We start from the raw sequence: 24,516 nt of genomic DNA, 5'->3' as shown, positions 1-24,516 counted from the left end.
ATGAGCCTTTCCCTTCGTGACCAGCTGCTCAAAGCAGGCCTGGTCAACCAGAAACAAGTGAAGCAGGTCAACAAGGACCAGCAAAAGCAGCAGCGGCTGGTGAAAAAAGGCCAGGCCGAGGCGGACGACACGCAGAAGCGCATCGCTTTGGAAGCCGCCGCAGAGAAGCAGCGCAAGGATCAGGAGTTGAACCGCCAGCAGCAGCAGAAGGCTGAGGCAAAGGCGCGGTCCGCTCAGGTGAAACAGCTGATCGAAGCCACCCGCTTGCCCAAGCTGACCACCGAGGATTACTACAACTTTGTGGACGACAAGAAGGTCAAGCGCCTGTCGGTGAACAGCCTGATGCGCAGCAAGCTGTCCAACGGCAGCCTGGCGATCGTCCATCATGGTGGCGGCTACGAGGTGATCCCGCGCGAAGCAGCGCTCAAGGTGCAGGAACGCGAGCCTCGCCGTATCGTGCTGCTCAATACGCCAACCGAAGAAGTGGAAGGCGACGATCCGTACGCGGCGTACAAGATTCCTGATGATCTGATGTGGTAACAAAAAAATCCCGTGCCTGGCACGGGATTTTTTTTACAAGGCTGCACCGCTATTGTGGGAGCAAGCGAAGCCGAAGGCGAAGCTCGCGAATAAGGGCTTAAGCAAACCGCTAGACAGTTTCTTCCCGCAATGTGAACTGAATCCCCGTGGGGTATCAGGGCGAACCCTGTGGGACCTGGGAGGCCGGCCATCCGGCCCAGCCTGCGAACAGAGGCGCTTTTAAAGCCCAAGTAACTGTTGGTCAGGACGCCTGCAAAGAAGGCGCACCCAGCAACTCCGCCCGCTTCGCTTCGTTGGCTTCAAGCTCACGCTGGTAGGCCACAGCCTCATGCTCGTTGTGGAACATGCCCACCAGCAGCCCCTGCTGGTAAACGTCCCAGATGCGAACCCCGGCCGCCAGGCCTTCATGGGACATGTGGGCATCGTCACGTTCGGTTACTTTCACGGTCATGCTGACACTCCTCTGGGTTGCCGTAACAAGTACGTGCTTCCGTTATAGGATTGATAGCCAGCTAATGGAACCGGGGGCGGGCGCAACGGTGTGTTGCGTGAATCGGCAGGAATCGCTCAAGCCCAGGCACGACGCGGGCTGCGGCGGATTGTCGCACTTTGTGAAGGCGCGTGAAGAATAGTTTAAGAAGGCCTGAGGCGGGGGCGGAGTGGCCGAACAGGGCTCGGCCACGATGAACGGGAGGGTCAGTTACCTTTTACCGGTTTGCCGCCGACAGTGCCGTCCTGAAGCATGATGGTGTATTCCTTGCCATCGGTTTCGGTCTGTTGCAGCTGCACCAGCAAGTAATCCCACGCCTTGGCGAACCACAGCACGGTCACGCGCTTGCTTTGTGTGGGGTCGCGCACGCGCTCTACCTTGATGGCATCGATGCTCCCGGCCTTGGTTGCGACTTTTTCTTCGCCCAATACGCGGAAATCGTAGGTGTCGATCTCGTCGCCATCCACTACCTGGTAGCTCATGCTCTTCTTGCCGGCGGCCACGTCGTGTTGCAACGCCAGCTGGTAGCTGGATTTGTCCAGCACGCCACGGTTCAGCGGCAAGGTGATCGGGTCGCCGCGATCGGTGCCAGTGACTTTCTTGGCGGACCAGTCGAAGTCCAGGTCGACCCGCTTGGCCTTGCCCAGGCCGCCGCGCTCGAAGTTGTACGCTTGCGGCATGAGGGTGTCTTTGTCCATGCGCAACACGCTGGTTTCGGTCAGGCTGGCGATCATCATCGACGCCTTGAACGCCAGGGTCCAGGTACCGTCCGGGTTGGCCGTGAGGCTGCGCTCGGCGGTGCCGCTCATGGGCAGCTGTTTCCAGTCTGCGGTATAGCTGGCGGAAAAGGGCTTGAGGTCCGCTGCCTGTACGCCAGGCAGCGTGAACAGGGCAAGGGCGAACAGCAGGGCACGACGCATACGGTCTCCTATGGGCGGATCAAATGGCCGCTGGCAGCCAGGGGCTGGCCGTCGAATGACACGCCGTGGCTTCCAAGGCACAGTCGGCCTTCGGCGAACCAGCGTACCGCCAGCGGGTATATCTGGTGTTCTTGAGCATGCACTCGCCGGGCGAGTGTTTCGGGCGTGTCGTCGGCCTGTACCGCAACGGCAGCCTGTACGACCAGAGGCCCTCCGTCGAGTTCCTCGGTAACGAAGTGTACGCTGCAGCCGTGTTCGGTGTCGCCGGCTTCCAGGGCGCGCTTGTGGGTATGCAAGCCCTTGTGGCGTGGCAGCAGCGAAGGATGGATGTTGAGCAACCGGCCGTGGTAGTGGCGAACGAAACCGGGGGTGAGGATACGCATGAAGCCGGCCAGCGCTACCAGCGCGGGCTCGAAGCCGTCGATAAGCGCCATGAGCGCCTGGTCGAACGCTTCGCGCCCGTCATAGCCTGCGTGGTCCAGAACCCGCGTTTCGATGCCCGCAGCCCGTGCGCGCTCCAGCCCGAAGGCATCGGCGCGGTTGGAAATCACTGCGCGAATGCATACAGGGCTGTCGCGGTGCGAGAAGGCATCGATCATCGCCTGGAGGTTGCTGCCGGAGCCCGACAGCAAGACCACCAGGTTGCAAGGCAGGGGCATCAGTGGGCCTTGAGGTTTTTCAGCTCAACCTGCGCTGCGCCTTCGGCGGCGGCAGTGATTTCACCGATCACCCAAGGCTGCTCACCTTCAGCCTTGAGCACTTCCAGGGCCCGGGCTACATCTTCCTGAGCCACACAGATCACCATGCCCACGCCGCAGTTCAGTACGCGGTGCATCTCGGTTTCGTCCACGTTGCCCTGCTGCTGCAGCCAGTCGAACACCGCCGGGCGCTGCCAGCTGGCAACATCGATCACGGCCTGGGCGCCGGCCGGCAGTACGCGCGGGATGTTGTCCAGCAGGCCGCCGCCGGTGATGTGGGCCATGGCCTTCACTGCGCCGGTGTCGGCGATCAGCTTGAGCAGCGGCTTGACGTAGATGCGGGTAGGGGCCATGAGCAGGTCGGACAATGGCGTGCCGCCCAGCTGTTCGGTGGCGATGTCGGCACCCGACACTTCCACGATCTTGCGGATCAGCGAGTAGCCATTGGAGTGCGGGCCCGAGGAGGGCAGGGCGATCAGTGCGTCGCCAGCTGCCACACGGGAACCGTCGATGATCTCGGCTTTCTCTACCACGCCTACGCAGAAGCCGGCGAGGTCGTAGTCTTCGCCTTCGTACATGCCTGGCATTTCAGCGGTTTCGCCGCCGACCAGCGAGCAGCCGGCCTGTTCGCAGCCTTCGCCGATACCGGTAACTACCGTGGCAGCCACATCTACGTTGAGCTTGCCGGTAGCGTAGTAATCAAGGAAGAACAGCGGCTCGGCGCCGCACACCACCAGGTCGTTCACGCACATGGCCACCAGGTCGATGCCGATGCTGTCGTGCTTGTTCAGGTTCAAGGCCAGGCGCAGCTTGGTGCCCACGCCGTCGGTACCTGACACCAGCACAGGCTGCTTGTAGCCGGCCGGGATCTCGCACAGCGCGCCGAAGCCCCCCAGGCCGCCCATCACTTCCGGCCGCGCGGTGCGTTTGGCCACGCCCTTGATGCGTTCGACCAGCGCTTCACCGGCGTCGATGTCTACACCGGCGTCCTTGTAGCTCAGGGAGGGTTGCTTGCTCATGATCCAGGCCTTTGAAGAGGGGCGATACAGGAAACGACCACAAGGGTCTGCGAAGGCGCGCGATTTTATCAGGGTTGGTCACTTCAGGCCAGAACGGGGGCTGGGAGACATGGGTACACGGGTTGGTGGCCATGCCTGGCGGATTTGACGGCGCCGGCAGTTGGCAGGGCGAATGTTTTACGGGAAAGTGTGTCCCATTCACTTCAGTACCCCTGCCTTTTGGAAACCTGCACATGCGCCTGCGCCCCCTTTTGCTCGCTTCACTGCTCAGCCTCGCCCAGCCGGCGGCCTGGGGCGAAACCGTGACCAACCTTTATCAGGTGAGCGAGCCGGTCAGCAGCCAGGCGCCTGAAGAGCGCGACCAGGCGACCCAGCGCGCGCTGGAAACCTTGGTGCTGCGGCTTACGGGCGACCCCAAGGCGTTCGCGGGAGCAGGCCTGGCGTCAGTTCGCAAAGACCCGCAACAAATCATCAGCCAGTTCGGCTACCAGGCCGGCCCGCCCCAGGCCTTGCAAGTGGACTTCGACCCGGTGAGCACCGACAAGGCGCTGCGCCAGGCAGGGTTGGCCACCTGGGGCGCGAACCGGCCATCCATTCTGGCCTGGTGGCTGAACGAAACCGCGGCCGGTGCGACCCTGGCCGGCGACGCCCAGCCCAGCGCAGCGCCGTTGCGCCAGGCCGCGAAGCACCGCGGGCTGCCGCTCAAGCTGCCGCTGGCGGACCTGGAGGAACAACTGGCCGCCACGGCGAAAAACCTCGAAGGCACCGATCCGGCCCCCTTGCAGGGCGTATCCCAGCGCTACGGCGCCGACGCCCTGCTCGCGGTGCACGCCAGCGCCGACGGTGATAAATGGCAAGCCAAATGGCGCTTGTGGCTTGGCAGCCAGAAGGAGCAAGGCACCGCGCAGGCCAATGACCAGGCCAGCCTTGCCGATGCCGTGATGCTGGCGGTTACTCAGAAGCTCGCGCCGCGCTACATCGTGAAGCCCGGCGCCAGCGGCGAGCTGGCAGTGGAAATTGAAGGCATGACCCTGGAGCACTATGCCGAACTCGGCCGTGTGCTGGATGGATTGGGCGGGCGCTTGCAGTCGGTCAGCGGCAACAAGGCGTTGTACCGGGTTACCGCCAGCGCCGAGCAGCTGCGTGCCCAGTTGGCGCTGGCGCATTTGCAGGAGGTTGATCCGGCCTCCGTCCCTGCGCCGGTTGCCGCGCCCGCGCCCGTTTCGGCAAGTGGAGCTGTAACGCCGCCTGCCGCGGCGCCTGCGTCTGAACCTGCCCCGCTGAGGTTTCATTGGTGAGCCAGGGTATGACAGATAAAAAGCACTGGTTCTGGCTGGGAGCGGCCCTGGTCCTGTGCGCGCTCATCTTTGAACTGCACCCCATTTTGTCGCCATTTCTGGTCGGCATGCTCATCGCCTACCTGGGCGATCCGCTGGTGGATCGGCTGGAAAGGCTGAAGCTGTCGCGCACCTTGTCGGTCGTGGTGGTGTTCGTGCTCTTCACGCTTATCGTGATGATCGCCCTGGTGGTAGTCATCCCGATGCTGGCCAGGCAGCTGGTACGGTTGTATGAGCTCACGCCGCAGTTCCTCGACTGGTTGCAGCAATCCGCCTTGCCCTGGATACAGGCGCGATTGGGGCTAGCTGAAGGCTTCTGGAAGTTCGACAAGATCAAGGAAGCAATTTCAGCCCACATGGGCCAGACCACCGACATCGTTGGGCTGATACTGGCGCGCGCCACGGCGTCGGGCCTGGCGCTGATCGGCTGGCTGGCCAACCTGGTGCTGATCCCGGTGGTCGGGTTTTACCTGCTGCGCGACTGGGACCTGATGATGGCGAAGATCCGCGGCCTGTTGCCGCGTCAGCGCGAAGAGCAGATCGTGACTTTGGCCCGAGAGTGCCACGAAGTGCTGGGTGCCTTCGTGCGCGGCCAGCTGATGGTAATGCTCGCGCTTGGGGCCATTTATTCGGTGGGGCTGATGCTCACCGGCCTGGAACTGGGGCTGTTGGTCGGCGTGCTGGCGGGCCTGGCTTCCATCGTGCCTTATATGGGGTTCATCACCGGTATCACGGCTGCCCTGGCGGCCGGCCTGTTCCAGTTCGGGCTCGATCCCTGGCACCTGGCGGCCATCGGTGCTGTGTTCGCTATCGGCCAGGCGTTGGAAGGTACGGTGCTTACGCCATTGTTGGTGGGCGACCGCATCGGGTTGCACCCGGTGGCGGTGATCTTCGCGATTCTGGCCGGGGGCGAGCTGTTCGGCTTTACCGGTGTATTGCTGGCCCTGCCGGTAGCGGCGGTGATCATGGTGCTCATCCGCCACATGCACGCGTTGTACAAGCAGTCGGACCTTTACGGCGGCGGTGAAGACCCAGAGCTTTGAACATGCTCAGAGTGCTTGCCTGGCGGCCCGTTACGCGTCAGGCTTGCAGCTTCCAGCCAAGCCGCTAGAATTTGCCCCCTTTGAGCTGAGGCCGTATCCCCGGGACGCATGAAAGAGCCAATCCAACTCCCGCTGGGTGTGCGCCTGCGCGATGACGCCACCTTCGTCAACTACTATCCCGGAGCCAACGCTGCGGCGCTCGGCTACGTCGAGCGGTTGTGCGATGCGGATGCCGGGTGGACCGAAAGCCTCATCTACCTCTGGGGCAAGCAGGGCGTGGGGCGCACCCATCTGATGCAGGCGGCGTGCCTTCGCATGGAACAGCAGGGGCAGCCTGCGGTGTACCTGCCGCTGGCGCAGCTGCTCGACCGCGGGGTCGGTATCCTGGACTACCTGGCGCAGTACGAACTGGTATGCCTGGATGACCTTCAGGTAATCGCCGGCAAGGCGGATTGGGAAGAGGCGCTGTTTCACCTGTTCAACCGCCTGCGCGACAGCGGCCGCCGTTTGTTGATCGCCGCCTCGCATTCCCCGCGCGAGTTGCCGGTCAAACTGGCGGACCTCAAGTCCCGGCTCACCTTGGCGCTGGTATTCCAGATGCGCCCGCTTTCGGATGAAGACAAGCTTCGCGCGCTGCAATTGAGGGCATCGCGCCGTGGCTTGCACCTTACTGATGAAGTAGGGCACTTCATTCTTACCCGCGGTAGCCGCAGCATGAGCGCGCTGTTCGAATTGCTCGAGCGCCTGGATCAGGCCTCGTTGCAGGCGCAGCGCAAGCTCACCATCCCTTTCCTCAAGGAAACGCTCGGCTGGTAGCCGCCTGTCACACTTCTGCCAAATAACCCTCGGCCTGGCAGGGCTTTTGCTATATTCTCCGTCATCTTTGTGCCGCCAAAGGGCTGGCGCAGGGATCGCTACGCTTGCTTGATAGTTTTAAGCTATCTCCGGGCGAGGCGGATTAGCGGAGCGGCAATCATGCCTCGGCGCGCAGTTCGCATCGATTTGCGGTCAGCCTGGAATTTGTAGCTGTAGTTCAAAGGGTTACAGGGCGCCAACGGTTTGTGTCCAGTGCTCTGGCCCGGCAATCTCGCGTTAGATGTGACCGTTGGCACCTTAAGTCACAAAATGTTCTATAAAATTTGCAAATGGTGCCGATAGAAGGCATATTCGCCCCTTCATCCACTTACTGACACGGTCGTGCCCATGCTGAATCGCTTCGCACCCCTCGTGCCTCTTGCACTTGTTACCCTGCTGTTCGGCTGCGCAGCCCAGTCACCGGTTTCGCAACAGCAGGTGTCCACCCCTGTTACCGCCGAGCGCGCTCCTGTAGCGCAGCCCCATAGCCTTACCCCCGCAACAGCTTCCTTGTTCGACGAAGACGATGTTGCCGACAAGGATGACCTGGCCGCTTTCTCTCGCAACGAACCGTACCGCTTGCCCCTGCTGGCTGACAGCATTCTGGAGCGTGGCAAATCATTGATCGGTACCCGTTATCGCTTCGGTGGTACCACTGAGAACGGCTTTGACTGCACTGGCTTCATCAATTTTCTGTTCCGCGAAGAAGCAGGCATGACTCTGCCACGCTCCAGTCGCGAAATGATCAACGTGAAAGCGCCGCTGGTAGCTCGCAACAATCTGAAGCCGGGTGATGTGCTGTTCTTCGGCACCACCGGCCGCCGCGGCCGCGTGAGCCACGCCGGCATCTACCTGGGCGACGACCAGTTCATCCATTCGAGCAGCCGCCGCAGTGGTGGAGTGCGGGTGGACAACCTGGGCGATAGCTACTGGAGCAAAACTTACATCGAGGCCAAGCGTATGCTGGCCATGGCGCCCGTTTCCGAGGTCGCCCGCAAGTAAGCCAGTCGGTCCATGAAGGGCAGCGACGAGCGGTCACGCTTTCGCTGCCCTTTTTTATGGAATACAGCGGGTTAAGCGCTATTCTTCATCGGCAGTCGAACTCGGAACCCCGCCCATGGCTTTCTCCCGTTTGCGCACTCTGGCGCTTGCGCCGCTTATCCTGCTTGCCGCCTGCGCAAGCCCTCCACCGCCCAAGCCCGCACCGGTGGCAGTAGTGCCTCGTCCGGTTATTCTCGACCCAACCGACTATTCTTCGGTGAAGGCCGACGACGTGCTGTTTCGGGCTATTGGGCTGGTGGGTACCCCTTATCGCTGGGGTGGCAACACGCCTGATTCGGGCTTCGACTGTAGCGGCCTGATCGGCTTCGTCTACCGGGACGCTGCCAATATCGCCCTGCCGCGCTCCACCCGGGATCTGATTGCCATGCATGCGCCCAGCGTTGATCGCAACGCGTTGCGCTCAGGGGACCTGGTGTTTTTCTCTACCCAAGGCAATGGCCAGGTAAGCCATGCGGGGATCTATGTAGGGGAGGGGCGCTTCGTGCATGCGCCGCGTACCGGCGGCACGGTGCGGCTGGATTACCTCGACAAGCCCTATTGGCAGAAGGCCTACCTGGATGCCAAGCGGGTGATCCAGCCGGAGCGCCTGGCGCAAACCGCTACGCCATAGAAGCCGGGGGCGGCTGCTCACCGCCCCCGGAATCCGCAGTTACTGCCGCGTCACGCGCCAGATCTTGTTGCCCACATCGTCGGCCACCAGCAACCCGCCCTTGTTATCGCCGATCACGCCCACCGGGCGGCCCATGGCTTCCTCTTTATCGTTCAGAAAGCCCGTCAGCAGGTCCACCGGTTGGCCGGTAGGCATGCCGTTGGCGAACGGCACGAACAGCACTTTGTAGCCGCTGTGCGGCTTGCGGTTCCAGGAACCGTGCTGGCCAATGAAAGCGCCATGGTCGAAGGGCGCGGGCAGTTGGTTCGGCTGGGCAAAGGCCAGGCCCAGCGAGGCCGTATGCGGGCCGACCGCGTAATCCGGTGCGATTGCCTTTTGCACCATCGTCGCATCGCCGGGCTCTACGCGCGCATCCACGTGTTGGCCGTAATAACTGAACGGCCAGCCATAGAAAGCGCCGTCTTTTACTGAAGTGATGTAATCGGGCACCAGGTCGCTGCCGATCTCGTCGCGTTCGTTCACAGCCGTCCAGAGCTTGCCGGTCTGGGGTTCCCAGGCCAGCCCATTCGGGTTGCGCAAACCGGTGGCGAACAGGCGCTTCTGCCCACTGGCTGCGTCTACTTCCCAGATCGCGGCGCGGCCTTGTTCCTGATCCAGGCCGTTTTCCGCCACATTGCTGTTGGAGCCTACGGTCACATACAGCTTTTTGCCGTCCTGGCTGGCGATGATGTTCTTGGTCCAGTGATGGTTGATCGTGCCTGCCGGAAGGTCTGTAACGGTTTCGCCATTCCCCTCCAGGTGGGTAGCACCAGGCTGATACTTGAAGCGAAGGACCTTGTCGGTATCGGCGACGTAGAAGTCCTGCCCCACCAAAGTCATGCCGAATGGGGAATTCAGATTCTGCAGGAACACCTCGCGGGTTTCGGCGATACCGTCGCCGTCCTTGTCGCGCAGCAGGGTAATCCGGTTCGGGCTGGGCACACCCGCGCCGGCCCGGCCCATCACTTTATTCATCACCCAGCCGCGAATGCCTTTACTGTCGTCGGGCTTGGGTGGCGAGTTGGTTTCGGCCACCAGTACGTCGCCGTTGGGCAGTACATACAGCCAACGCGGGTGATCCAGGCCTTCGGCAAACGCGCTCACTTGCGTGCCAGGCGCTGCTTTGGGCTTCACGACTTCTGGCCAGCCCACCGCTGGAGCAATGTTCACAGTGGGCATCAGGGTTTTGTTGGGCTCTGGCAGCTTGGGCGCCGGGCCGGTGCCATCGGACACCTGCAGCTTCGAGCTTTCGCCGCAGCCTGCAACGCTGGCGGCAATCAAGACGGTGAGGGCAAGGCGGGAGAAGGGCATGATCAGCTTCCTGGCAACCAAGGTATGTACCGTAGAGGCAGCGAGGCGGCGGAGGTTCAACATGTTTGATTGACGCTACCGGGCCAACCCCTTACCCTTCGCCGATTGTTTCAGGTGCCCGGGCGGCGTTCGCTTGCCAGGGTGAAACAGGGAAGCCGGTCAGCATCGGGCGGTTCGCCACGAGCAATGCCGGCGCTGCCCCCGCAACGGTAGATGAGTCAACGCTCGCGCATGGGCCACTGGGCAACCGGGAAGGCGCGCGAGTGGGGCAGCGCCCGCTCATGAGCCCGGAGACCGGCCTGAAACCCCTGATACGGTGCGAGCCCCGCCCGTTGATTAACAGATCGCCGCGCGGGTGAGAGCGGCACTGACGTCATGCTGCCCGCCCTTTGTGGCGTTGGCGCAGCGTTGGTGCGCACCCGCGAGCGAGCGGAGAGCAGCAATGAACGAATCCCCCGAGCGCGACGAGCGCCACCAGGCCCGCATGGCGCGGAAAAAAGCCGTAGTCGATGCCCGCATTGCCGCGTCCGCGGACGAGCGCGGTGTGCTGCTGGTATTGACCGGTAATGGCAAAGGCAAAAGCAGCTCGGGCTTCGGCATGCTGGCGCGTGCCTTGGGCCATGGTATGCGCTGTGCCGTGGTGCAGTTCATCAAGGGCCGCCAGACCACCGGCGAAGAGGCGTTCTTCCGCCGCTTTCCCGATGAGGTGAGTTTCCATGTGATGGGCGAAGGCTTCACTTGGGAAACCCAGGACCGCCAGCGTGACATCGCTGCCGCCGAAGCGGCCTGGCAGGTAGCCCAAGAGCTGCTGGCCGACCCCGCCGTGGATTTCGTGCTGCTCGATGAACTGAATATCGCGCTCAAGCACGGCTACCTGGACGTCGAGAAGGTGGTAGCGGACCTGAAGGCCCGTCCGCCGCTGCAGCATGCCATTGTCACCGGGCGCGCGGCGAAACCGGAAATGCTCGAAGCCGCAGACACCGTGAGTGAGCTTGGGCTGATCAAGCATGCCTTCCAGGCCGGCATCCGCGCGCAAAAGGGCATCGAGTGGTGAGTACGCCGCGCCAATGCCCAGCGGTACTGATTGCCGCTCCGGCCTCGGGCCAGGGGAAGACCACCGTGACCGCCGCGCTGGCCCGCCTGCATCGCAATCGCGGGCTGCGGGTGCGCGTGTTCAAGTGTGGCCCGGATTTCCTCGACCCCATGATTCTCGAACGCGCCAGCGGTGCCCCGGTGTATCAGCTGGACCTGTGGATGGTAGGGGCCGCGCAAAGCCGCCGACTGCTTTGGGAAGCCGCCAAAACCGCCGACCTCATTCTGGTGGAGGGGGTGATGGGGCTGTTCGATGGCACCCCGTCGAGCGCAGACCTGGCCATCGAGTTGGGTGTGCCGGTGCTCGGCGTGATTGACGGCACCGCCATGGCACAAACCTTCGGCGCGTTGGCGCTGGGGCTGGCGCGGTACCGCCCGGAGCTGCCGTTCGCGGGCGTGCTGGCCAACCGGGTGGGTAGTGAGCGCCATGGCCAGCTGCTGCGCGATAGCCTCACGCAAGGCCTGCGCTGGTTTGGTGGCCTGCCACGTGAACAAGCCATTGGCTTGCCTAGCCGCCACCTTGGGTTGGTACAAGCCAGCGAGCTCGAAGACCTGGACCGTAGGCTGGATGCGGCCGCCGAGGCCTTGGCGGCCACCTGCGATGACGCCTTGCCGGCACCGGTCTGCTTCTACCCGCCGGAAAATGAAGTAGTGGCGCCGCTGCTTGCAGGCGTGCGCGTGGCGGTGGCCCGGGACCAGGCGTTTGCGTTCCTTTATAACGGCAACCTCGACGCCTTACGTGCGATGGGAGCGGAGCTGCGGTTTTTCTCGCCCATCAGCGATACCGCGCTGCCGCCCTGTGACAGCCTGTATTTACCTGGCGGCTACCCGGAGCTGCACCACCAGCGCCTGGCTGCCAATACCGGCATGCTGGAAAGCATTCGCGCCCATCATCAAGCGGGCAAGCCGTTACTGGCTGAATGCGGTGGCATGCTCTACCTGCTCGAAGGCCTTACGGATGTAGACGGTGAGCGGGCGCCGCTGCTTGGCCTGATGCCAGGCGAGGCCACGCTGCAAAAGCGCCTTGCCGCGCTGGCCCTGCAGGAAGTGCAGCTGGACGAAGGCACCCTGCGTGGCCATACCTACCATCATTCATTGACTACCACGCCATGGGAAGCGATTGCCCGCGGGCGCAGCCCCAACGGCGGCCGGGGTGCCGAGGCGGTGTACCGTTGCGGCAGGCTCACGGCCTCCTACGTACATTTTTATTTCCCTTCGAACCTGGCAGCGGCCGCGGCACTGTTACAGCCCGGAGGCCCGGCCCATGACTGAGCACGCTTTCAGCGAGGCGGAGCGGGCGGCGGTGTACCGCGCCATCTCGGAACGCCGGGACATGCGCCATTTCACCGGTGGTGAAGTAGCCCCCGAGGTACTGCACCGCTTGCTTGCCGCCGCCCACCAGGCGCCGAGCGTGGGCCTGATGCAGCCGTGGCGGTTCATTCGCATTCGCCGCCCTGAGTTGCGCGAAGCCATCCATCAACTGGTAGAAGCCGAGCGGCTGAACACGGCACAGGCCTTGGGCGAGCGCTCGGACGACTTCATGAAACTCAAGGTGGAAGGCGTGCGTGATTGCGCCGAACTGCTGGTAGTCGCCTTGGGCGATGGGCGCGAGCAGCATGTATTCGGCCGCCGTACCCTGCCTGAGATGGACCTGGCGTCGTTATCGTGTGCCGTGCAAAACCTGTGGCTGGCGGCCCGCGCCGAGGGCCTGGGCATGGGCTGGGTGTCGCTGTTCGATCCCGATCGCCTCGGTGACTTGTTGAACATGCCGGCCGGCGCCCGGCCCATGGCGGTGTTGTGCCTCGGGCCGGTCGCCGATTTCTATGCAGCGCCCATGCTGGTGCTCGAAGGGTGGGCGCGCGAACGCCCGTTGCATGAATTGCTGTTCGAGGATACCTGGGGGGCACAGCCGTGAGCCTGGCCCTTACGTGTGTTGCGGCTGTAGCCTTGGACGCGCTGCTGGGCGAACCCCGCCGCTGGCACCCTCTGGTGGGCTTCGGCAGCCTGGCCCAGCGGCTGGAGCGGCGCTTCAATTCTGCCGGCCATGGTTGGCGCAGCCACGGCGTCACGGCCTGGCTGATGGCCGTGGTGCCGCCAGTGCTGGTACTGACGCTGCTCTCCTGGCTACCGGTGATTGGCGGCGTGGTGGAAGTGTTGGTGCTGTACTGGGCGCTGGGCCTGCGTAGCCTCGGTGAGCACTTGCAACCCGTGGCTCGCGCATTGCGCGAGGGCGACCTGGCCAAGGCCCGCGAGCGCGTAAGCCGGCTGGTCAGCCGCCATACCGATGCACTGGACGCTACCGGGGTAGCCAAAGCTGCGACCGAGTCCGCGCTGGAGAACGGCAGCGATGCGGTATTCGCCGCGTTATTCTGGTTTGTGGTGGGCGGCGTGCCCGGGGTAGTGCTGTACCGCCTGGCTAATACCCTGGATGCCATGTGGGGCTACCGCAACGAGCGCTTCGAACGTTTCGGCTGGGCTGCCGCGCGCATTGACGACCTGCTGAACCTCGTTCCCGCCCGGCTCGTTGCGCTCACCTATGCCGTGCTGGGCAAGACGGCGCTGGCGCTGCGTTGCTGGCGGCGCCAGGGTTCGCTCTGGGATAGCCCCAACGCCGGCCCGGTGATGGCCGCCGGTGCGGGTGCATTGGGCGTAGCGCTGGGTGGGCCCGCCATTTACCACGGTGAGCTGCACGAGCGCCCACAACTGGGCGAAGGCCCAGAGCCGGATGCCGGGGCCATCGAGCGGGCCTGGGCGCTGGTGCAGCGGGGCGTATGGCTATGGTTGTTGCTCATCTGTATAGGGGGGCAATTCTATGCTTGAACACGGCGGGCGTTTGCAGGCCGCGGCTCGGGAATTCGGCATCGAAGTCCAGGCCTGGCTGGACCTGTCCACGGGGATCGCGCCCTGGCCCTGGGCTATTCCGCCAATACCCGTCGCCGCCTGGGCTCGCCTGCCGGAAACCGACGACGGCCTTGAAGCGGCCGCCTGTGCTTACTACGGCGCCGAACAGGTGCTCCCGGTGGCAGGCTCTCAGGCCGCGATTCAGGCATTGCCGCGGCTACGTCGCAGCGGCAAGGTCGGCGTGCTGGCGCCGTGTTACGCCGAGCATGCCGAAGCCTGGCGCAAAGGCGGTCATGTGGTACGTGAAATCGGCGACGACGAGGTCGAGGGCTACCTGGACCGGCTGGATGTACTGGTGCTGGTCAACCCGAACAACCCCACCGGCCGCCTGTTCGAGCGTGAACGCCTGCTTGCCTGGCACGCCCGGCTCGCTGCCCGCGGCGGCTGGCTGGTTGTGGACGAAGCCTTCATGGATATCACGCCGGCCTATAGCCTGGCTGCAGAGGCAAACCTGCCTGGCCTGATCGTGCTGCGCTCCTTCGGCAAGTTCTTCGGCCTGGCGGGGGTACGCCTGGGCTTTGTGCTGGCCGAAGCCCGCTTGCTGGCCGGCTTGGCGGAACAGCTGGGCCCCTGGGCGGTGAGCGGGCCCACCCGGGTGCTGGGGCAAGCCTGCTTGCTCGATGACGCGGGCCATCGCCAGCAGGTCGACCGCTGTAATGCCGCCGCTGCCCGATTGGCGGCGATGTTGAGTGATCACGGCTGGCCGCCAACCGGCGGCTGCGGGTTGTTCCAGTGGGTGCGCACCCACCAGGCCGAAGCCCTGTACCTTCACCTCGCCCGGCAGGGCATTCTGGTGCGGCTGTTCCGTGCTACGTCCAGCCTGCGCTTCGGCCTGCCATTCGAAGCCGCTCACTGGCAGCGGCTCGGTGAAGGGCTTGCCGCGTTCAACAAGGAAACCTGATGGCTACGTTAATGGTGCAAGGCACCACGTCGGACGCTGGCAAAAGCACGCTGGTGACGGCGCTGTGCCGCTGGCTGCGCCGGCAGAACGTCACGGTGGTGCCGTTCAAGCCACAGAATATGGCCTTGAACAGCGCGGTAACCGCCGACGGCGGCGAAATCGGCCGGGCGCAAGCGGTACAAGCCCAGGCCTGCGGGCTGGCGCCGCATACCGATATGAACCCGGTGCTGCTCAAGCCCAACAGCGATACCGGCGCGCAAGTGATCATTCACGGCCAGGCCGTGGGCAATATGAACGCGCTGCGGTATCACGGCTACAAGGCAACCGCCATGCGTGCTGTGCTGGACTCCCATGCACGCCTGAACGCGGGCTATCAGGTGATTGTGGTGGAAGGCGCCGGCTCGCCCGCCGAAATCAACCTGCGCGAAGGGGATATTGCCAACATGGGCTTCGCCGAGGCGGTGGACTGCCCGGTGATTCTGGTGGCTGACATCAACCGGGGCGGGGTGTTCGCCCACTTGGTCGGCACCTTGGCGCTGCTCTCCGAGAGCGAGCAGGCGCGGGTGAAGGGCTTTGTGATCAACCGGTTTCGTGGCGACCTGGCACTGCTCCAGCCCGGGCTGGATTGGTTGGAAGCGCATACCGGCAAACCCGTGCTAGGTGTGCTGCCTTACTTGAGCGAATTCCATCTGGAAGCCGAAGACGCCGTGGACAGTCGCCAGCCAGCCAAGGAAGGCGAACTGCTGCGGGTGGTGGTTCCGGTGCTGCCGCGTATCAGCAACCATACCGATTTCGACCCGTTGCGCCTGCACCCTCAGGTGGCGCTCAGCTTTATCCGCCCTGGCGAGGCAGTGCCGCCTGCCGACTTGATCATACTGCCGGGCTCCAAGAGCGTGCGGGCCGACCTGGCCCGGTTACGGGATAGTGGCTGGGAAGAAGCGATCACTCGCCACCTGCGCTACGGCGGCAAGGTGTTGGGGATTTGCGGCGGCTTGCAGATGCTGGGCACGCGCATCGCTGACCCCCTTGGTATCGAAGGCCCCGCTGGTGACAGCCAGGGCCTTGGTTGGCTGGCGCTGGAAACCACCCTGGCGGCGGAAAAGCAGCTGCGCAACGTGCAGGGCCGGCTAGTGTTTGACGATGCCCAGGTGCGGGGTTATGAAATTCACGCTGGCGTAAGCGATGGCCCGGATCTCGCGCGGCCCGCCCTGTGGCTGACACCTGGGCGCGGCGACGGGGCCGTGAGCGCTGACGGGCAGGTGATGGGTACTTACGTGCATGGGCTGTTCGAGGAGCCTGCGGCCTGCGCGGCCGTGCTGCGCTGGGCAGGATTGAAGGGCGCGACGCAGCTGGACTACGACGCGCTGCGCGAGCGCGACATCGAGCGCCTGGCCGACCTCGTTGAACAGCACATGGACACTGCCCGGTTGCGTGACCTGTGCGCGGGAGAGCCCTGACATGTTGCGACTGATCCTGGGCGGCGCTCGCTCCGGCAAAAGCCGGCTGGCGGAAACCCTGGCAACTGCTAGCGGCCTGGCCGTTACCTATATCGCCACCAGCGAACCCCGGGACGCCGAGCTGGATGCGCGGGTACGCCTTCATCAGGCGCGACGCCCCGCTCACTGGGCCTTGGTCGAGGAGCCCCTGGCGCTGGCAAGCGCCCTGGCCAGCCATGCCGCGCCGGAGCATTGCCTGCTGGTGGATTGCCTTACCCTGTGGCTCACCAACCTGCTGATGCTGGACAGCCCTGAACGCCTGGCCGACGAGCGCGACGCCCTGTTGGCGGCGCTGGCAGAGCTGCCCGGGGAGATCATTCTGGTGAGCAACGAGACCGGCATGGGTATCGTACCGCTCGGCGAGCTCACCCGCCGATACGTGGATGAAGCCGGTTGGCTTCACCAGGCCATCGCCGAGCGCTGCGATCAGGTAGTGCTCACCGTTGCCGGCCTTCCTCTTACCCTTAAAGGACCCACTCCATGACCACTGCCTGGTGGCAGCAGCCCTGCGCCACACCGCACGCACGCTTCGCTGAAGGCGCGCTTGAACGCCAGCGCCAACTCACCAAGCCCGCAGGCTCCCTTGGCCAGCTCGAAGCCATTGCCGTGCGGCTCGCCGCGCTGCAGGGGCAGGCGCACCCGCGTGTCGCCGAGGTGCATATCGGGCTGTTCGCCGGGGATCATGGCATCGTGGCCGAAGGGGTATCGCCTTATCCACAGGCCGTCACTGGCCAGATGCTGCGCAACTTCATCAACGGTGGCGCGGCGATCAGTGTATTGGCCCGCAGCCTGGGTGCGCACATGGCGGTAGTAGATCTCGGCACCGTCGCGCCCTTGGACCTGCCCGGCGTGCGGCAGGTGCGCCTTGGCGCAGGCACTCGCAACTTCGCGCACACCCCGGCCATGACCGAGCAACAGTGCGCTCGGGCGCTGGAAGTCGGTCGGGAGACCGCTCAAGAGGCGGCAGCCGCGGGGGCCCAGCTGTTCGTGGGTGGCGAAATGGGCATTGGCAATACCACTGCAGCCAGCGCCCTGGGCTGCGTGCTGCTGGATTGCCCGGCCACCGAACTGGTAGGCCCAGGCACCGGGTTGGACGCCAAAGGGGTTTCCCACAAGGCCGAGGTGATCGAGGCCGCGCGCCGGTTTCACCAGCAACAGGCCAGCGATCCCTTGAGCGCGCTCGCCTGCTTTGGCGGCTTCGAGATCGCCGCGCTGGTGGGTAGCTACATCGGTGCCGCACAGGCGGGCGTGGCCGTGCTGGTGGACGGGTTCATCTGCTCCGTGGCCGCGCTGGTCGCCATGCGCCTGAACCCCGGCTGCGAGCCGTGGCTGTTCTTCGCGCATCAGGGGGCTGAGCCTGGCCACAAGCGTGTACTTCAGGCCTTGGGTGCCGAGCCATTGCTGGCGCTAGGCTTGCGCCTGGGTGAAGGCAGTGGCGCGGCGCTGGCGGTACCGCTGATGCGCCTGGCGTGTGAGCTGCATGGCGGCATGGCCACGTTTGCCGAGGCGGCCGTGGCGGACCGTCCGCAATGAAGCTGTGGCTCGACCTGTTACGCCACGGCGAAACCGAGCGGGGCGGTGGCTTCCGGGGCAGCCTGGATGATGCACTTACCCCTGCTGGATGGGCGTCCCTGGAGGCAGCGGTGGACGGGCAGGGCCCTTGGGATGGCATTGTCACCTCACCGCTGCAACGTTGCGCGGCCTTTGCTTGCGCCCTGGCGCAAAGGCTGGAATTACCCTGCACCACTGTGCCCGGCCTGAGCGAGCTGCATTTCGGTGAATGGGAAGGGCGCAGCGCGGCCGACCTGATGGTGGATCAGGCCAAGGCGCTGGGGCGCTTCTGGCAGGACCCGTTCGCTTACACGCCGCCTGGCGGGGAGCCGCTGGTAGCGTTCAAGGCGCGGATCGACAGCGCCCTGGCGGCGCTGGTCGAGGAACATCCAGGGCAGCGCTTGCTGGTCGTGAGCCATGCCGGGGTGATGCGGCTGCTGCTAGCGCGCGCCCGAGGCTTGCCCGACAACGACCTGCTCCAAGTGGAAGTGGCCCATGGCGCCCTGCATCGGGTCGCAATCACTGATGCCGGTGCGTTGGTGGCGTTGTGATGTCGTGGTGGATCGCCCTGCAATTTTTGAGCAGCCTGCCGGTGCGGCTGCGACGTATGCCCATGCCCGCGGAAACCGGCCGGTCGCTGTTGTGGTATCCGGCCGTGGGGCTGCTGTTCGCCGCGTTGCTGGCTAGTGTGGATTCGATGCTGGCCGGCGCGCCGCTACTGCTGCATGCGGCGATTCTGCTCGCTGTATGGATCTTCCTCACTGGCGGGTTGCACCTGGATGGCTTCGCTGACACGACAGATGCCTGGGTGGGTGGCTACGGCGACCGGGAGCGCACCCTGGCCATCATGAAAGATCCGCGCAGCGGCCCGATGGCCGTCGTGGCGTTGATAGTGCTGCTTCTATTGAAGTTCACAGCATTGGCGGCCGTGCTGCAGGCGGCGCCTGGCGATCATTGGTGGATAGTCCCGGTGCTCGGGCGGGCCGCGTTGCTAGGCGTGTTTCTCACTACGCCGTACGTTCGGGCAGGCGGGCTGGGCGAGGCGTTGGCCAATGACTTGCCGCGCACGGCCGGCTGGGTCGTATTGGCCGGGTGCTTGCTGGCGGGTTGGCTGAGCCTGGGCAGCGTGTTGCTGGCAGGCATCGCGGCGTTTGCTTGGTTGCGCTGGCTGCTGCTGCGCCGCCTGGGCGGCACCACCGGCGACACTGCGGGCGCGATGCTCGAGTGCCTGGAGGTGGTGCTGCTGGTGGGGCTGGCGCTGTAGCAGGGCTCCCACAGGCTGAACAGTGCGGGTGCAGGAGACGGGGGGCCGGCCTTCCGGCGAAGCCGCAGGCGCAGCTCGCGAATAAGGCCTTCGCTACACCTTGGCGATCAGGTTGCCAGCGTGCAGCCCACATTCCTTCTGGGTCGCTTCTTCCCACCACCAGCGGCCTTCGCGCTCATGCTGGTTGGGCAATACCGGGCGGGTGCAAGGTTCGCAGCCGATGCTCACGAAGCCGCGCTCATGCAGGCTGTTGTACGGCAGCTCCAGCATGCGGATGTAGGCCCATACTTCTTCGCTGGTCATCTGCGCCAGCGGGTTGAACTTGTACAGGGTGTTCTCCGGCGTAGAGAAGGCTGTGTCGATTTCCACCACCGCCACGTGGCTGCGGGTGCCGGGGCTCTGGTCGCGGCGCTGGCCGGTGGCCCAGGCGCGAACGGTGCTCAGCTTGCGGCGCAGGGGCGCGATTTTGCGGATGCCGCAACATTCGCCGTGGCCGTCGCGGTAGAAACTGAACAGGCCCTTTTCCTTCACCATGGCCTCAAGGGCTTCGCGGTCGGGGGACAGGATCTCGATAGGGATACCGTAGTGTTCACGCACCTGCTCGATGAAGCGGTAGGTTTCCGGATGCAGCCGGCCGGTGTCGAGGGTGAATACCTTCACCTGCTTGTTCAGCTTGTAGGCCATGTCCAGTAACACCACGTCTTCGGCGCCACTGAAGGATATCCACAGGTCGTCGCCGAAGTGCTCGAACGCAAGCTTCAGTACATCCTGCGGGGATTTGCTCGCATAACCAGCCGCCGCTTCGGCGACATCAAAGAGGTGGTTCATCAGGCGTTTCCAGTGTGCTGGCGCTTGTCGCGCTCGAATGGCTGCAAGGTTATCAAATTGTGCCGACGGTTGCTGGATCAGCCCTGCAACGCTTCGAGGGTATCGAGCAGCACCCTTACCTTGATCAGCGACTCCTGGTATTCGTCGTCGGCTTGGGAGTCCATCACCACGGCGCCGCCACCCCAGCAGGCAATGCGCCCGCGTTCGATCAGCAAGGTCCGAATAGCGATGGAGCTGTCCAGGTTGCCGCGCACGTCAAGGTACAGAAACGACCCGCAGTAAATGGCTCGCCGATGGGCTTCCAGTTCATCGATGATCTGCATGGAGCGAATCTTCGGCGCGCCGGTTACCGAGCCCCCGGGGAAGCTGCCCGCCAGCAGGTCCAGGGCGTCCCGGCCGCTGGCAAGGGTGCCTTCGATGCTGCTGACCAGATGGTGCACATTGGGGTAGGACTCCAACGCGAACAGCTCCGGCACCCGCACGCTGCCGATGGCGCAATTGCGGCCCAGGTCGTTGCGCAGCAGGTCGACGATCATCAGGTTTTCCGCCCGATCCTTCTCGCTGGCCAGCAATTGCGCGGCCTGGGCGGCATCTGCCGCTGCGTTCTGGCCGCGCGGGCGGGTGCCCTTGATCGGCCGGGTTTCTACCGCCCGGTCGTGTATGCGCACGAACCGTTCCGGGGAGTGGCTGAGGATGGCGGTGTGGGCATCCACCTGCATGAATCCGGAAAACGGCGTGGGGCATGCGCGGCGCAGGGCAAGGTACGCCGCCCACGCGTCACCTTCGCAGGTTGCGCTGAACCTGCGGGTGAGGTTGATCTGATAGGTATCACCGGCTCGGATGTAGGCCTGTACCTGATCGAACACGTGCTGGTACGCCGACTCGCTGACCTCATGGGAGAACGCCTCGGTGAGGCGGAACGGCCCAGGCGGGTTATCGATCGAGGCCTCGAACAGCCCGATCAAGCGTTCCCGCTCGCTGGCCGCCAGGGAGGGATGAAATACCAGCCAACTTTTCTTTTTGAGGTGATCGCTGGTCAACGCCCAGTTATAAACCCCCAGCTGGGCGTCTGGCAGGGTGAATTCCGCCTCAGGGCCCTCGGCCAGGGCTTCCAGGCGCCGGCCAAAGTCGTACGCCAGGTAGCCGATCAACCCGCCGGCAAAAGGCAGTTCGCACGCTGCGGGGAGTTTGGCGGGCCCCAGGCTGGCCAGCGCCAATCGCAGCCGCTGAAAGTACGCCGCGCCGGTTTCGTCCAGGGTCGGCTGCAGGGTTGCTACGGGCCAGGCGCTGAGCAGGTCGAAGCGGCCGCGCTGGGCAACTGGCCTGGCGCTGTCGAGCAGGATGGCACCGGGTGCATGGCGGATAGCGGCAAAGTACCTGGCGGGGCTTGCCAGGTACGGCAGGGAGTGCAGGCTACAGCTGGGCATGAGGGCATCGGCGGGTTACGCAGGGGCGCCGATTGTAGTGCCAAGGCCGATGCGCCTCCAGCCATTCAGGGGCGCACGTGACCAAATGTCGCTTGTGCGAAGCGGGCGCGCTCTTCGGGCGTTTCGCTGCGCCCGTCGGCCTTCAGTGCGTTCACATGGCTTTCGACAGCTTCGGTGCGATGGGCCAGGCCGCAGTCGTTGGCGATCTGGATGTTCAGCCCCGGGCGGGCATTGAGCTCGAGAATCAGCGGGCCCTGGTTCTGGTCCAGCACCATGTCCACGCCGATATAGCCCAGGCCGCACAGCTCATAGCAGCCGGCCGCCAGGGCCATGAAGCCGTCCCAATAGGGCAGCTGTACGCCTTGAACGTCATTGGTGGTGTCCGGGTGCTTGTGGATGATGCTGTTGAGCCAGGTGCCGCGCAAGGTAACCCCAGTGGCGAGGTCTACCCCAACGCCGATCGCCCCCTGGTGGAGGTTGGCCTTGCCGTTGGACTGCCGAGTGGGCAGGCGAACCATCGCCATTACCGGGTAACCCATCAGCACGATGATGCGGATGTCCGGCACGCCTTCATAGCTGATGCTCTTGAAGATCGGATCGGGGACTACCCGGTATTCGATCAGCGCCCGGTCCCGGTGCCCGCCGAGGGAATACAGGCCGGTGAGAATGCTTGAAATCTGATATTCGATCTCCGAGCGGCTGACGATCTTGCCCGACACCGTGCGATAGCGATCCTCGAAGCGATCTCCAATCACCAGGATTCCGTCACCGCCAGCCCCCTGGGCAGGCTTGATCACAAAATCGGGGCGATCGCCCACGATCTTGTCCAGCTGCTCGATTTCCTTCTCCGTGGAAATGATGCCGTACAGCTCCGGCACTTGAATGCCGGCGGCGATCGCCCGCTCCTTGGTGATGATCTTGTCGTCCACCACGGGATAAAGGCGCCGGTCGTTGTACTTGAGCACGTAGTCGGCGTTGCGTCGGTTGATGCCCATGATGCCCCGCGCCTGCAGGGCCTTCCAGGTTCTGAACAGGCCGAACATCAGGCGTCTGCCTCGCGATCCTTGACGAACGCCTTGAAACGCAGCAGCTCGGTGAGGCGGTAGCCCCGGTAGCGGCCCATGGCGAGCATGAAGGCGACGAGGATGAACAGCACGGCGGGGAAGGTGAACACGAAGTACACCAGCTCCGGTACGGTCATCAACAGGTGGGCCAGCGACGCGGCCAGCAGGGTGCCCGCCGCCACCTTCATCGCATGGGCACCGCCGCGCTCTTCCCAGCTGATGGACAGCCGCTCGATGGTCATGGTGAGGATCACCATCGGGAACAGCGCCACCGACAGCCCGCGTTCAAGCCCCAGCTTGTGGCTGAGCAGGCTGATGGCGGCAATCAGCACCACCACGAACGTGAGCACGACCGACAACCGCGGCAGCATTTGCAGCTTCAGGTGTTCCAGGTACGAGCGCAGCGACAGGCCCAGCGCAGTGATCAGGGTAAACAGCACGATACCGTAGCCCAGCTGGGTTTCCCGGAACGCCAGGGCGATCAGCACCGGCGTGAAGGTGCCCAGGGTTTGCAGGCCGATGAGGTTGCGCAGCACCAGAATCACCAGCACCCCGATGGGGATCATCACCATCACCATGAAGGTTTGCTGGGTTTGCAGCGGCAGGCTGTACAGCGAGTAGGCGAGGAAGTCGGCGTCAGTGCTTTCGTCCGTGAGCTTGGCCAGGCGGATGGCGTTCATTTCGCTGTTGTTGAGGCTGAACGTGACGGTGACCTTCTTGCCGCCTTCGAGGGTGACCAGCGGATCGTCCCCGGTCCACCACAACAGGCGATCGGCGGGCAGGCCCTGCTCGCCGGTATCGGGGTTGAAGTACAACCACTTGTTGCCATTGAAGCTGCGCAACCACAGCTCGGGCGACTGCGGTTGATCGGCTACCAGGCGCAGCGTGTGGGCGCGCTCCATCGGCACATGGGCAATGGAGAGCAGGAGGTCGACCACGCTGGCCTTGTGCTGGGGAGAAGGGTCGCCCGCAAGCAGCAGCTTCACGTTGTCGTCGTTGAGGTTGTTCACCCGCCGGATGGTTTCGCTGATGAAGGTTTCAACGTCCGCCGAGTGCTGGCGGATCGGCGCAAGCAAAGCTTCGGCGGCGATCTTTTCCGGGCCCTCCAGCACCAGGCTGTCGCGGAACATCGCGCCTTTGTACTTGGGCTTCTCGTTGCTGTAGCGCTTGGTCAGTACCAGCCTGTAGTAGAGGGTCTGGTTGCCCGACGCCCGCCGCGAGGACCAGGTGACCTTGCGGTTGCTGTCGATGCGATTGACGCTCACGCCATAGTTGTTGGAAATGAAGCTTTCGTTGAGGCTCACGTAGTCGCTGGTGAGCGGCGGTACGTACATCTGCACCTTCACCGGGGTTTTCGGCGTGGGCACGAATTCCACCTTGGCGTCGATGTTCCACAGGTCGTCGGTTTCGTCCTCCGAAACCGGGATGCCGAGCGCGAAAATCTGGTAACCCGTGATGCCGGCGCCCAGCAGTAGCAGGATCAGGATCAGCAGCTTGAGGTGAAGGGTGAGCGAACGCATTCAGGCTACTCGGCGATGGAAACGTCAGGGGCGCAGGCGGGCTTGCCGGCGGTGTATTTCGAGGCGGGGTCGACCAGGGCGTCGAACCGCTTGAGCGCTTCGGAGCCCACCAGAAGCGGATATTGGAATGCGCTGCGGTCGGTCAAGTTCACCTCTATGCGCCGCATGGCCTTGCCCATGCAAACGTTGAGCGCGATCACCGGCCGCGCCGTGTAGTGCTTGCCTGCGTCTGGATCATAGTCGCCGGCGCGCCGCTTGATCCGGCTGATCCGGGCCAGCGGGCGCTCGATGGGGTGCTGATGGGCTTCGTCGATGGCCAGATAAAACCGTACCCACGACTCGCCGTTGCGCTTGAACCGCTTGATGTCCCGCGCGCTGAGCGAAGCGGTGATGGCGCCGGTGTCGAGCTTGGCCGCAACCTCGAGGTCGATCTCGTCCAGGCGGGCGTACTCGTTCAGGCCGTAGGTGGTTTTCTCTGAGGCCAGGCCCAGGCCGGGTACCAGCAGCAGGCCGAGCAGGGAAGGGAGTCTGGGTGTTCTCATGTGACC

Annotated in this window: 26 protein-coding genes and 1 riboswitch; of the genes, 16 read left to right on the top strand and 10 right to left on the bottom strand. The window is 64.2% G+C overall.

Going from position 1 to position 24,516, the window contains the following annotated elements; all coding sequences use genetic code 11:
• Entirely contained in the window at positions 1 to 540 is a 540-nt protein-coding gene (locus G7016_RS08260) for a DUF2058 domain-containing protein (protein WP_181112648.1), read from the top strand.
• A gap of 241 nt (positions 541 to 781) precedes the next feature.
• On the opposite strand, the gene G7016_RS08255 is transcribed toward G7016_RS08260, so the two are convergent.
• From G7016_RS08255 to purM, 4 genes are all read right to left on the bottom strand, one after another.
• On the bottom strand, positions 782 to 991 hold the full coding sequence (locus G7016_RS08255) for a hypothetical protein (protein WP_181112646.1): 210 nt from the start codon (positions 989 to 991) through the stop codon (positions 782 to 784).
• 245 nt (positions 992 to 1,236) lie between these two features.
• Positions 1,237 to 1,950, bottom strand: a complete 714-nt coding sequence (locus G7016_RS08250) for a DUF3108 domain-containing protein (protein ID WP_181112644.1) — start codon at positions 1,948 to 1,950, stop codon at positions 1,237 to 1,239.
• 8 nt (positions 1,951 to 1,958) lie between these two features.
• Positions 1,959 to 2,609, bottom strand: coding sequence for a phosphoribosylglycinamide formyltransferase (gene purN / locus G7016_RS08245; protein ID WP_181112642.1), 651 nt, complete (start codon positions 2,607 to 2,609; stop codon positions 1,959 to 1,961).
• Positions 2,609 to 3,667 carry a phosphoribosylformylglycinamidine cyclo-ligase gene (purM, locus tag G7016_RS08240; RefSeq protein ID WP_181112640.1) on the bottom strand — a complete coding sequence of 353 codons (1,059 nt, stop codon included), beginning with the start codon at positions 3,665 to 3,667 and terminating at the stop codon, positions 2,609 to 2,611. Before purM ends, purN begins: the two co-directional genes overlap by 1 nt.
• Before the next feature lie 233 nt (positions 3,668 to 3,900).
• Between purM and G7016_RS08235 the strand changes: the two genes are divergently transcribed.
• The 5 genes from G7016_RS08235 to G7016_RS08215 all read left to right on the top strand — a co-directional run bounded on the left by G7016_RS08235 (position 3,901) and on the right by G7016_RS08215 (position 8,574).
• The gene (locus G7016_RS08235) at positions 3,901 to 4,965 is read left to right on the top strand and encodes a DUF2066 domain-containing protein (RefSeq protein WP_181112638.1); all 1,065 of its coding nucleotides are present in this window, start codon (positions 3,901 to 3,903) and stop codon (positions 4,963 to 4,965) included.
• A gap of 8 nt (positions 4,966 to 4,973) precedes the next feature.
• Positions 4,974 to 6,047 carry an AI-2E family transporter gene (locus tag G7016_RS08230; protein WP_181112636.1) on the top strand — a complete coding sequence of 358 codons (1,074 nt, stop codon included), beginning with the start codon at positions 4,974 to 4,976 and terminating at the stop codon, positions 6,045 to 6,047.
• A gap of 108 nt (positions 6,048 to 6,155) precedes the next feature.
• Positions 6,156 to 6,863, top strand: a complete 708-nt coding sequence (hda, locus tag G7016_RS08225; protein WP_181112634.1) for a DnaA regulatory inactivator Hda — start codon at positions 6,156 to 6,158, stop codon at positions 6,861 to 6,863.
• 387 nt (positions 6,864 to 7,250) lie between these two features.
• Positions 7,251 to 7,904: a C40 family peptidase gene (locus G7016_RS08220; RefSeq protein WP_181112632.1), complete on the top strand. Its 654-nt coding sequence runs from the start codon at positions 7,251 to 7,253 to the stop codon at positions 7,902 to 7,904.
• A gap of 115 nt (positions 7,905 to 8,019) precedes the next feature.
• A complete protein-coding gene (locus tag G7016_RS08215) occupies positions 8,020 to 8,574 on the top strand; it encodes a C40 family peptidase (RefSeq protein ID WP_181112630.1) in 555 nt (184 codons plus the stop codon).
• Between the two features lie 39 nt (positions 8,575 to 8,613).
• Here G7016_RS08215 and G7016_RS08210 read toward each other — a convergent pair whose 3' ends face one another.
• Complete coding sequence (locus G7016_RS08210; RefSeq protein ID WP_181112628.1) at positions 8,614 to 9,924, bottom strand: PQQ-dependent sugar dehydrogenase; 1,311 nt, start codon at positions 9,922 to 9,924, stop codon at positions 8,614 to 8,616.
• A 95-nt stretch (positions 9,925 to 10,019) separates the two neighbouring features.
• Positions 10,020 to 10,241: riboswitch (cobalamin riboswitch) on the top strand.
• A gap of 125 nt (positions 10,242 to 10,366) precedes the next feature.
• Between G7016_RS08210 and cobO the strand changes: the two genes are divergently transcribed.
• The 10 genes from cobO to G7016_RS08160 are packed head-to-tail and all read left to right on the top strand — an operon-like array spanning position 10,367 to position 19,129.
• The gene (cobO, locus tag G7016_RS08205) at positions 10,367 to 10,978 is read left to right on the top strand and encodes a cob(I)yrinic acid a,c-diamide adenosyltransferase (RefSeq protein ID WP_181112626.1); all 612 of its coding nucleotides are present in this window, start codon (positions 10,367 to 10,369) and stop codon (positions 10,976 to 10,978) included.
• On the top strand, positions 10,975 to 12,288 hold the full coding sequence (locus tag G7016_RS08200) for a cobyrinate a,c-diamide synthase (protein ID WP_181112624.1): 1,314 nt from the start codon (positions 10,975 to 10,977) through the stop codon (positions 12,286 to 12,288). Before cobO ends, G7016_RS08200 begins: the two co-directional genes overlap by 4 nt.
• Positions 12,281 to 12,931, top strand: a complete 651-nt coding sequence (gene bluB / locus G7016_RS08195) for a 5,6-dimethylbenzimidazole synthase (protein ID WP_181112622.1) — start codon at positions 12,281 to 12,283, stop codon at positions 12,929 to 12,931. Before G7016_RS08200 ends, bluB begins: the two co-directional genes overlap by 8 nt.
• On the top strand, positions 12,928 to 13,836 hold the full coding sequence (cbiB, locus tag G7016_RS08190; protein ID WP_181112620.1) for an adenosylcobinamide-phosphate synthase CbiB: 909 nt from the start codon (positions 12,928 to 12,930) through the stop codon (positions 13,834 to 13,836). The genes bluB and cbiB overlap by 4 nt, the downstream gene beginning before the upstream one ends.
• Positions 13,829 to 14,818 carry a threonine-phosphate decarboxylase CobD gene (gene cobD, locus G7016_RS08185; RefSeq protein WP_181112618.1) on the top strand — a complete coding sequence of 330 codons (990 nt, stop codon included), beginning with the start codon at positions 13,829 to 13,831 and terminating at the stop codon, positions 14,816 to 14,818. The genes cbiB and cobD overlap by 8 nt, the downstream gene beginning before the upstream one ends.
• A complete protein-coding gene (locus G7016_RS08180) occupies positions 14,818 to 16,275 on the top strand; it encodes a cobyric acid synthase (protein ID WP_181112616.1) in 1,458 nt (485 codons plus the stop codon). The genes cobD and G7016_RS08180 overlap by 1 nt, the downstream gene beginning before the upstream one ends.
• Position 16,276: 1 nt before the next feature.
• Entirely contained in the window at positions 16,277 to 16,798 is a 522-nt protein-coding gene (gene cobU / locus G7016_RS08175; protein ID WP_181112614.1) for a bifunctional adenosylcobinamide kinase/adenosylcobinamide-phosphate guanylyltransferase, read from the top strand.
• Positions 16,795 to 17,847 carry a nicotinate-nucleotide--dimethylbenzimidazole phosphoribosyltransferase gene (gene cobT, locus G7016_RS08170; RefSeq protein WP_181112612.1) on the top strand — a complete coding sequence of 351 codons (1,053 nt, stop codon included), beginning with the start codon at positions 16,795 to 16,797 and terminating at the stop codon, positions 17,845 to 17,847. Before cobU ends, cobT begins: the two co-directional genes overlap by 4 nt.
• Complete coding sequence (locus G7016_RS08165) at positions 17,844 to 18,416, top strand: histidine phosphatase family protein (protein WP_181112610.1); 573 nt, start codon at positions 17,844 to 17,846, stop codon at positions 18,414 to 18,416. The genes cobT and G7016_RS08165 overlap by 4 nt, the downstream gene beginning before the upstream one ends.
• Positions 18,413 to 19,129, top strand: a complete 717-nt coding sequence (locus tag G7016_RS08160) for an adenosylcobinamide-GDP ribazoletransferase (protein WP_181112608.1) — start codon at positions 18,413 to 18,415, stop codon at positions 19,127 to 19,129. The genes G7016_RS08165 and G7016_RS08160 overlap by 4 nt, the downstream gene beginning before the upstream one ends.
• A gap of 93 nt (positions 19,130 to 19,222) precedes the next feature.
• Here G7016_RS08160 and G7016_RS08155 read toward each other — a convergent pair whose 3' ends face one another.
• The 5 genes from G7016_RS08155 to rloA all read right to left on the bottom strand — a co-directional run bounded on the left by G7016_RS08155 (position 19,223) and on the right by rloA (position 24,510).
• Entirely contained in the window at positions 19,223 to 19,957 is a 735-nt protein-coding gene (locus G7016_RS08155; protein WP_181112606.1) for a phosphoadenylyl-sulfate reductase, read from the bottom strand.
• A 77-nt stretch (positions 19,958 to 20,034) separates the two neighbouring features.
• A complete protein-coding gene (gene pabB / locus G7016_RS08150) occupies positions 20,035 to 21,384 on the bottom strand; it encodes an aminodeoxychorismate synthase component I (RefSeq protein WP_181112604.1) in 1,350 nt (449 codons plus the stop codon).
• A gap of 65 nt (positions 21,385 to 21,449) precedes the next feature.
• Entirely contained in the window at positions 21,450 to 22,427 is a 978-nt protein-coding gene (locus tag G7016_RS08145) for an alpha-L-glutamate ligase-like protein (RefSeq protein ID WP_181112602.1), read from the bottom strand.
• Positions 22,427 to 23,968 (bottom strand): osmotic stress tolerance membrane protein RloB, encoded by a 1,542-nt coding sequence (gene rloB / locus G7016_RS08140; RefSeq protein ID WP_181112600.1) that lies wholly within the window; start codon positions 23,966 to 23,968, stop codon positions 22,427 to 22,429. Before rloB ends, G7016_RS08145 begins: the two co-directional genes overlap by 1 nt.
• A 5-nt stretch (positions 23,969 to 23,973) precedes the next feature.
• Positions 23,974 to 24,510, bottom strand: a complete 537-nt coding sequence (gene rloA / locus G7016_RS08135; RefSeq protein WP_181112598.1) for a retropepsin-like aspartic peptidase RloA — start codon at positions 24,508 to 24,510, stop codon at positions 23,974 to 23,976.
• Positions 24,511 to 24,516: the final 6 nt, after the last annotated feature.

This window comes from Pseudomonas japonica (assembly GCF_013522925.1).
In the GTDB taxonomy this organism is placed as follows: Bacteria; Pseudomonadota; Gammaproteobacteria; order Pseudomonadales; family Pseudomonadaceae; genus Aquipseudomonas; species Aquipseudomonas japonica_A.
The sequence above is the reverse complement of the archived record's forward strand: the minus strand, read 5'-3'. Positions and strand labels throughout refer to the sequence as shown.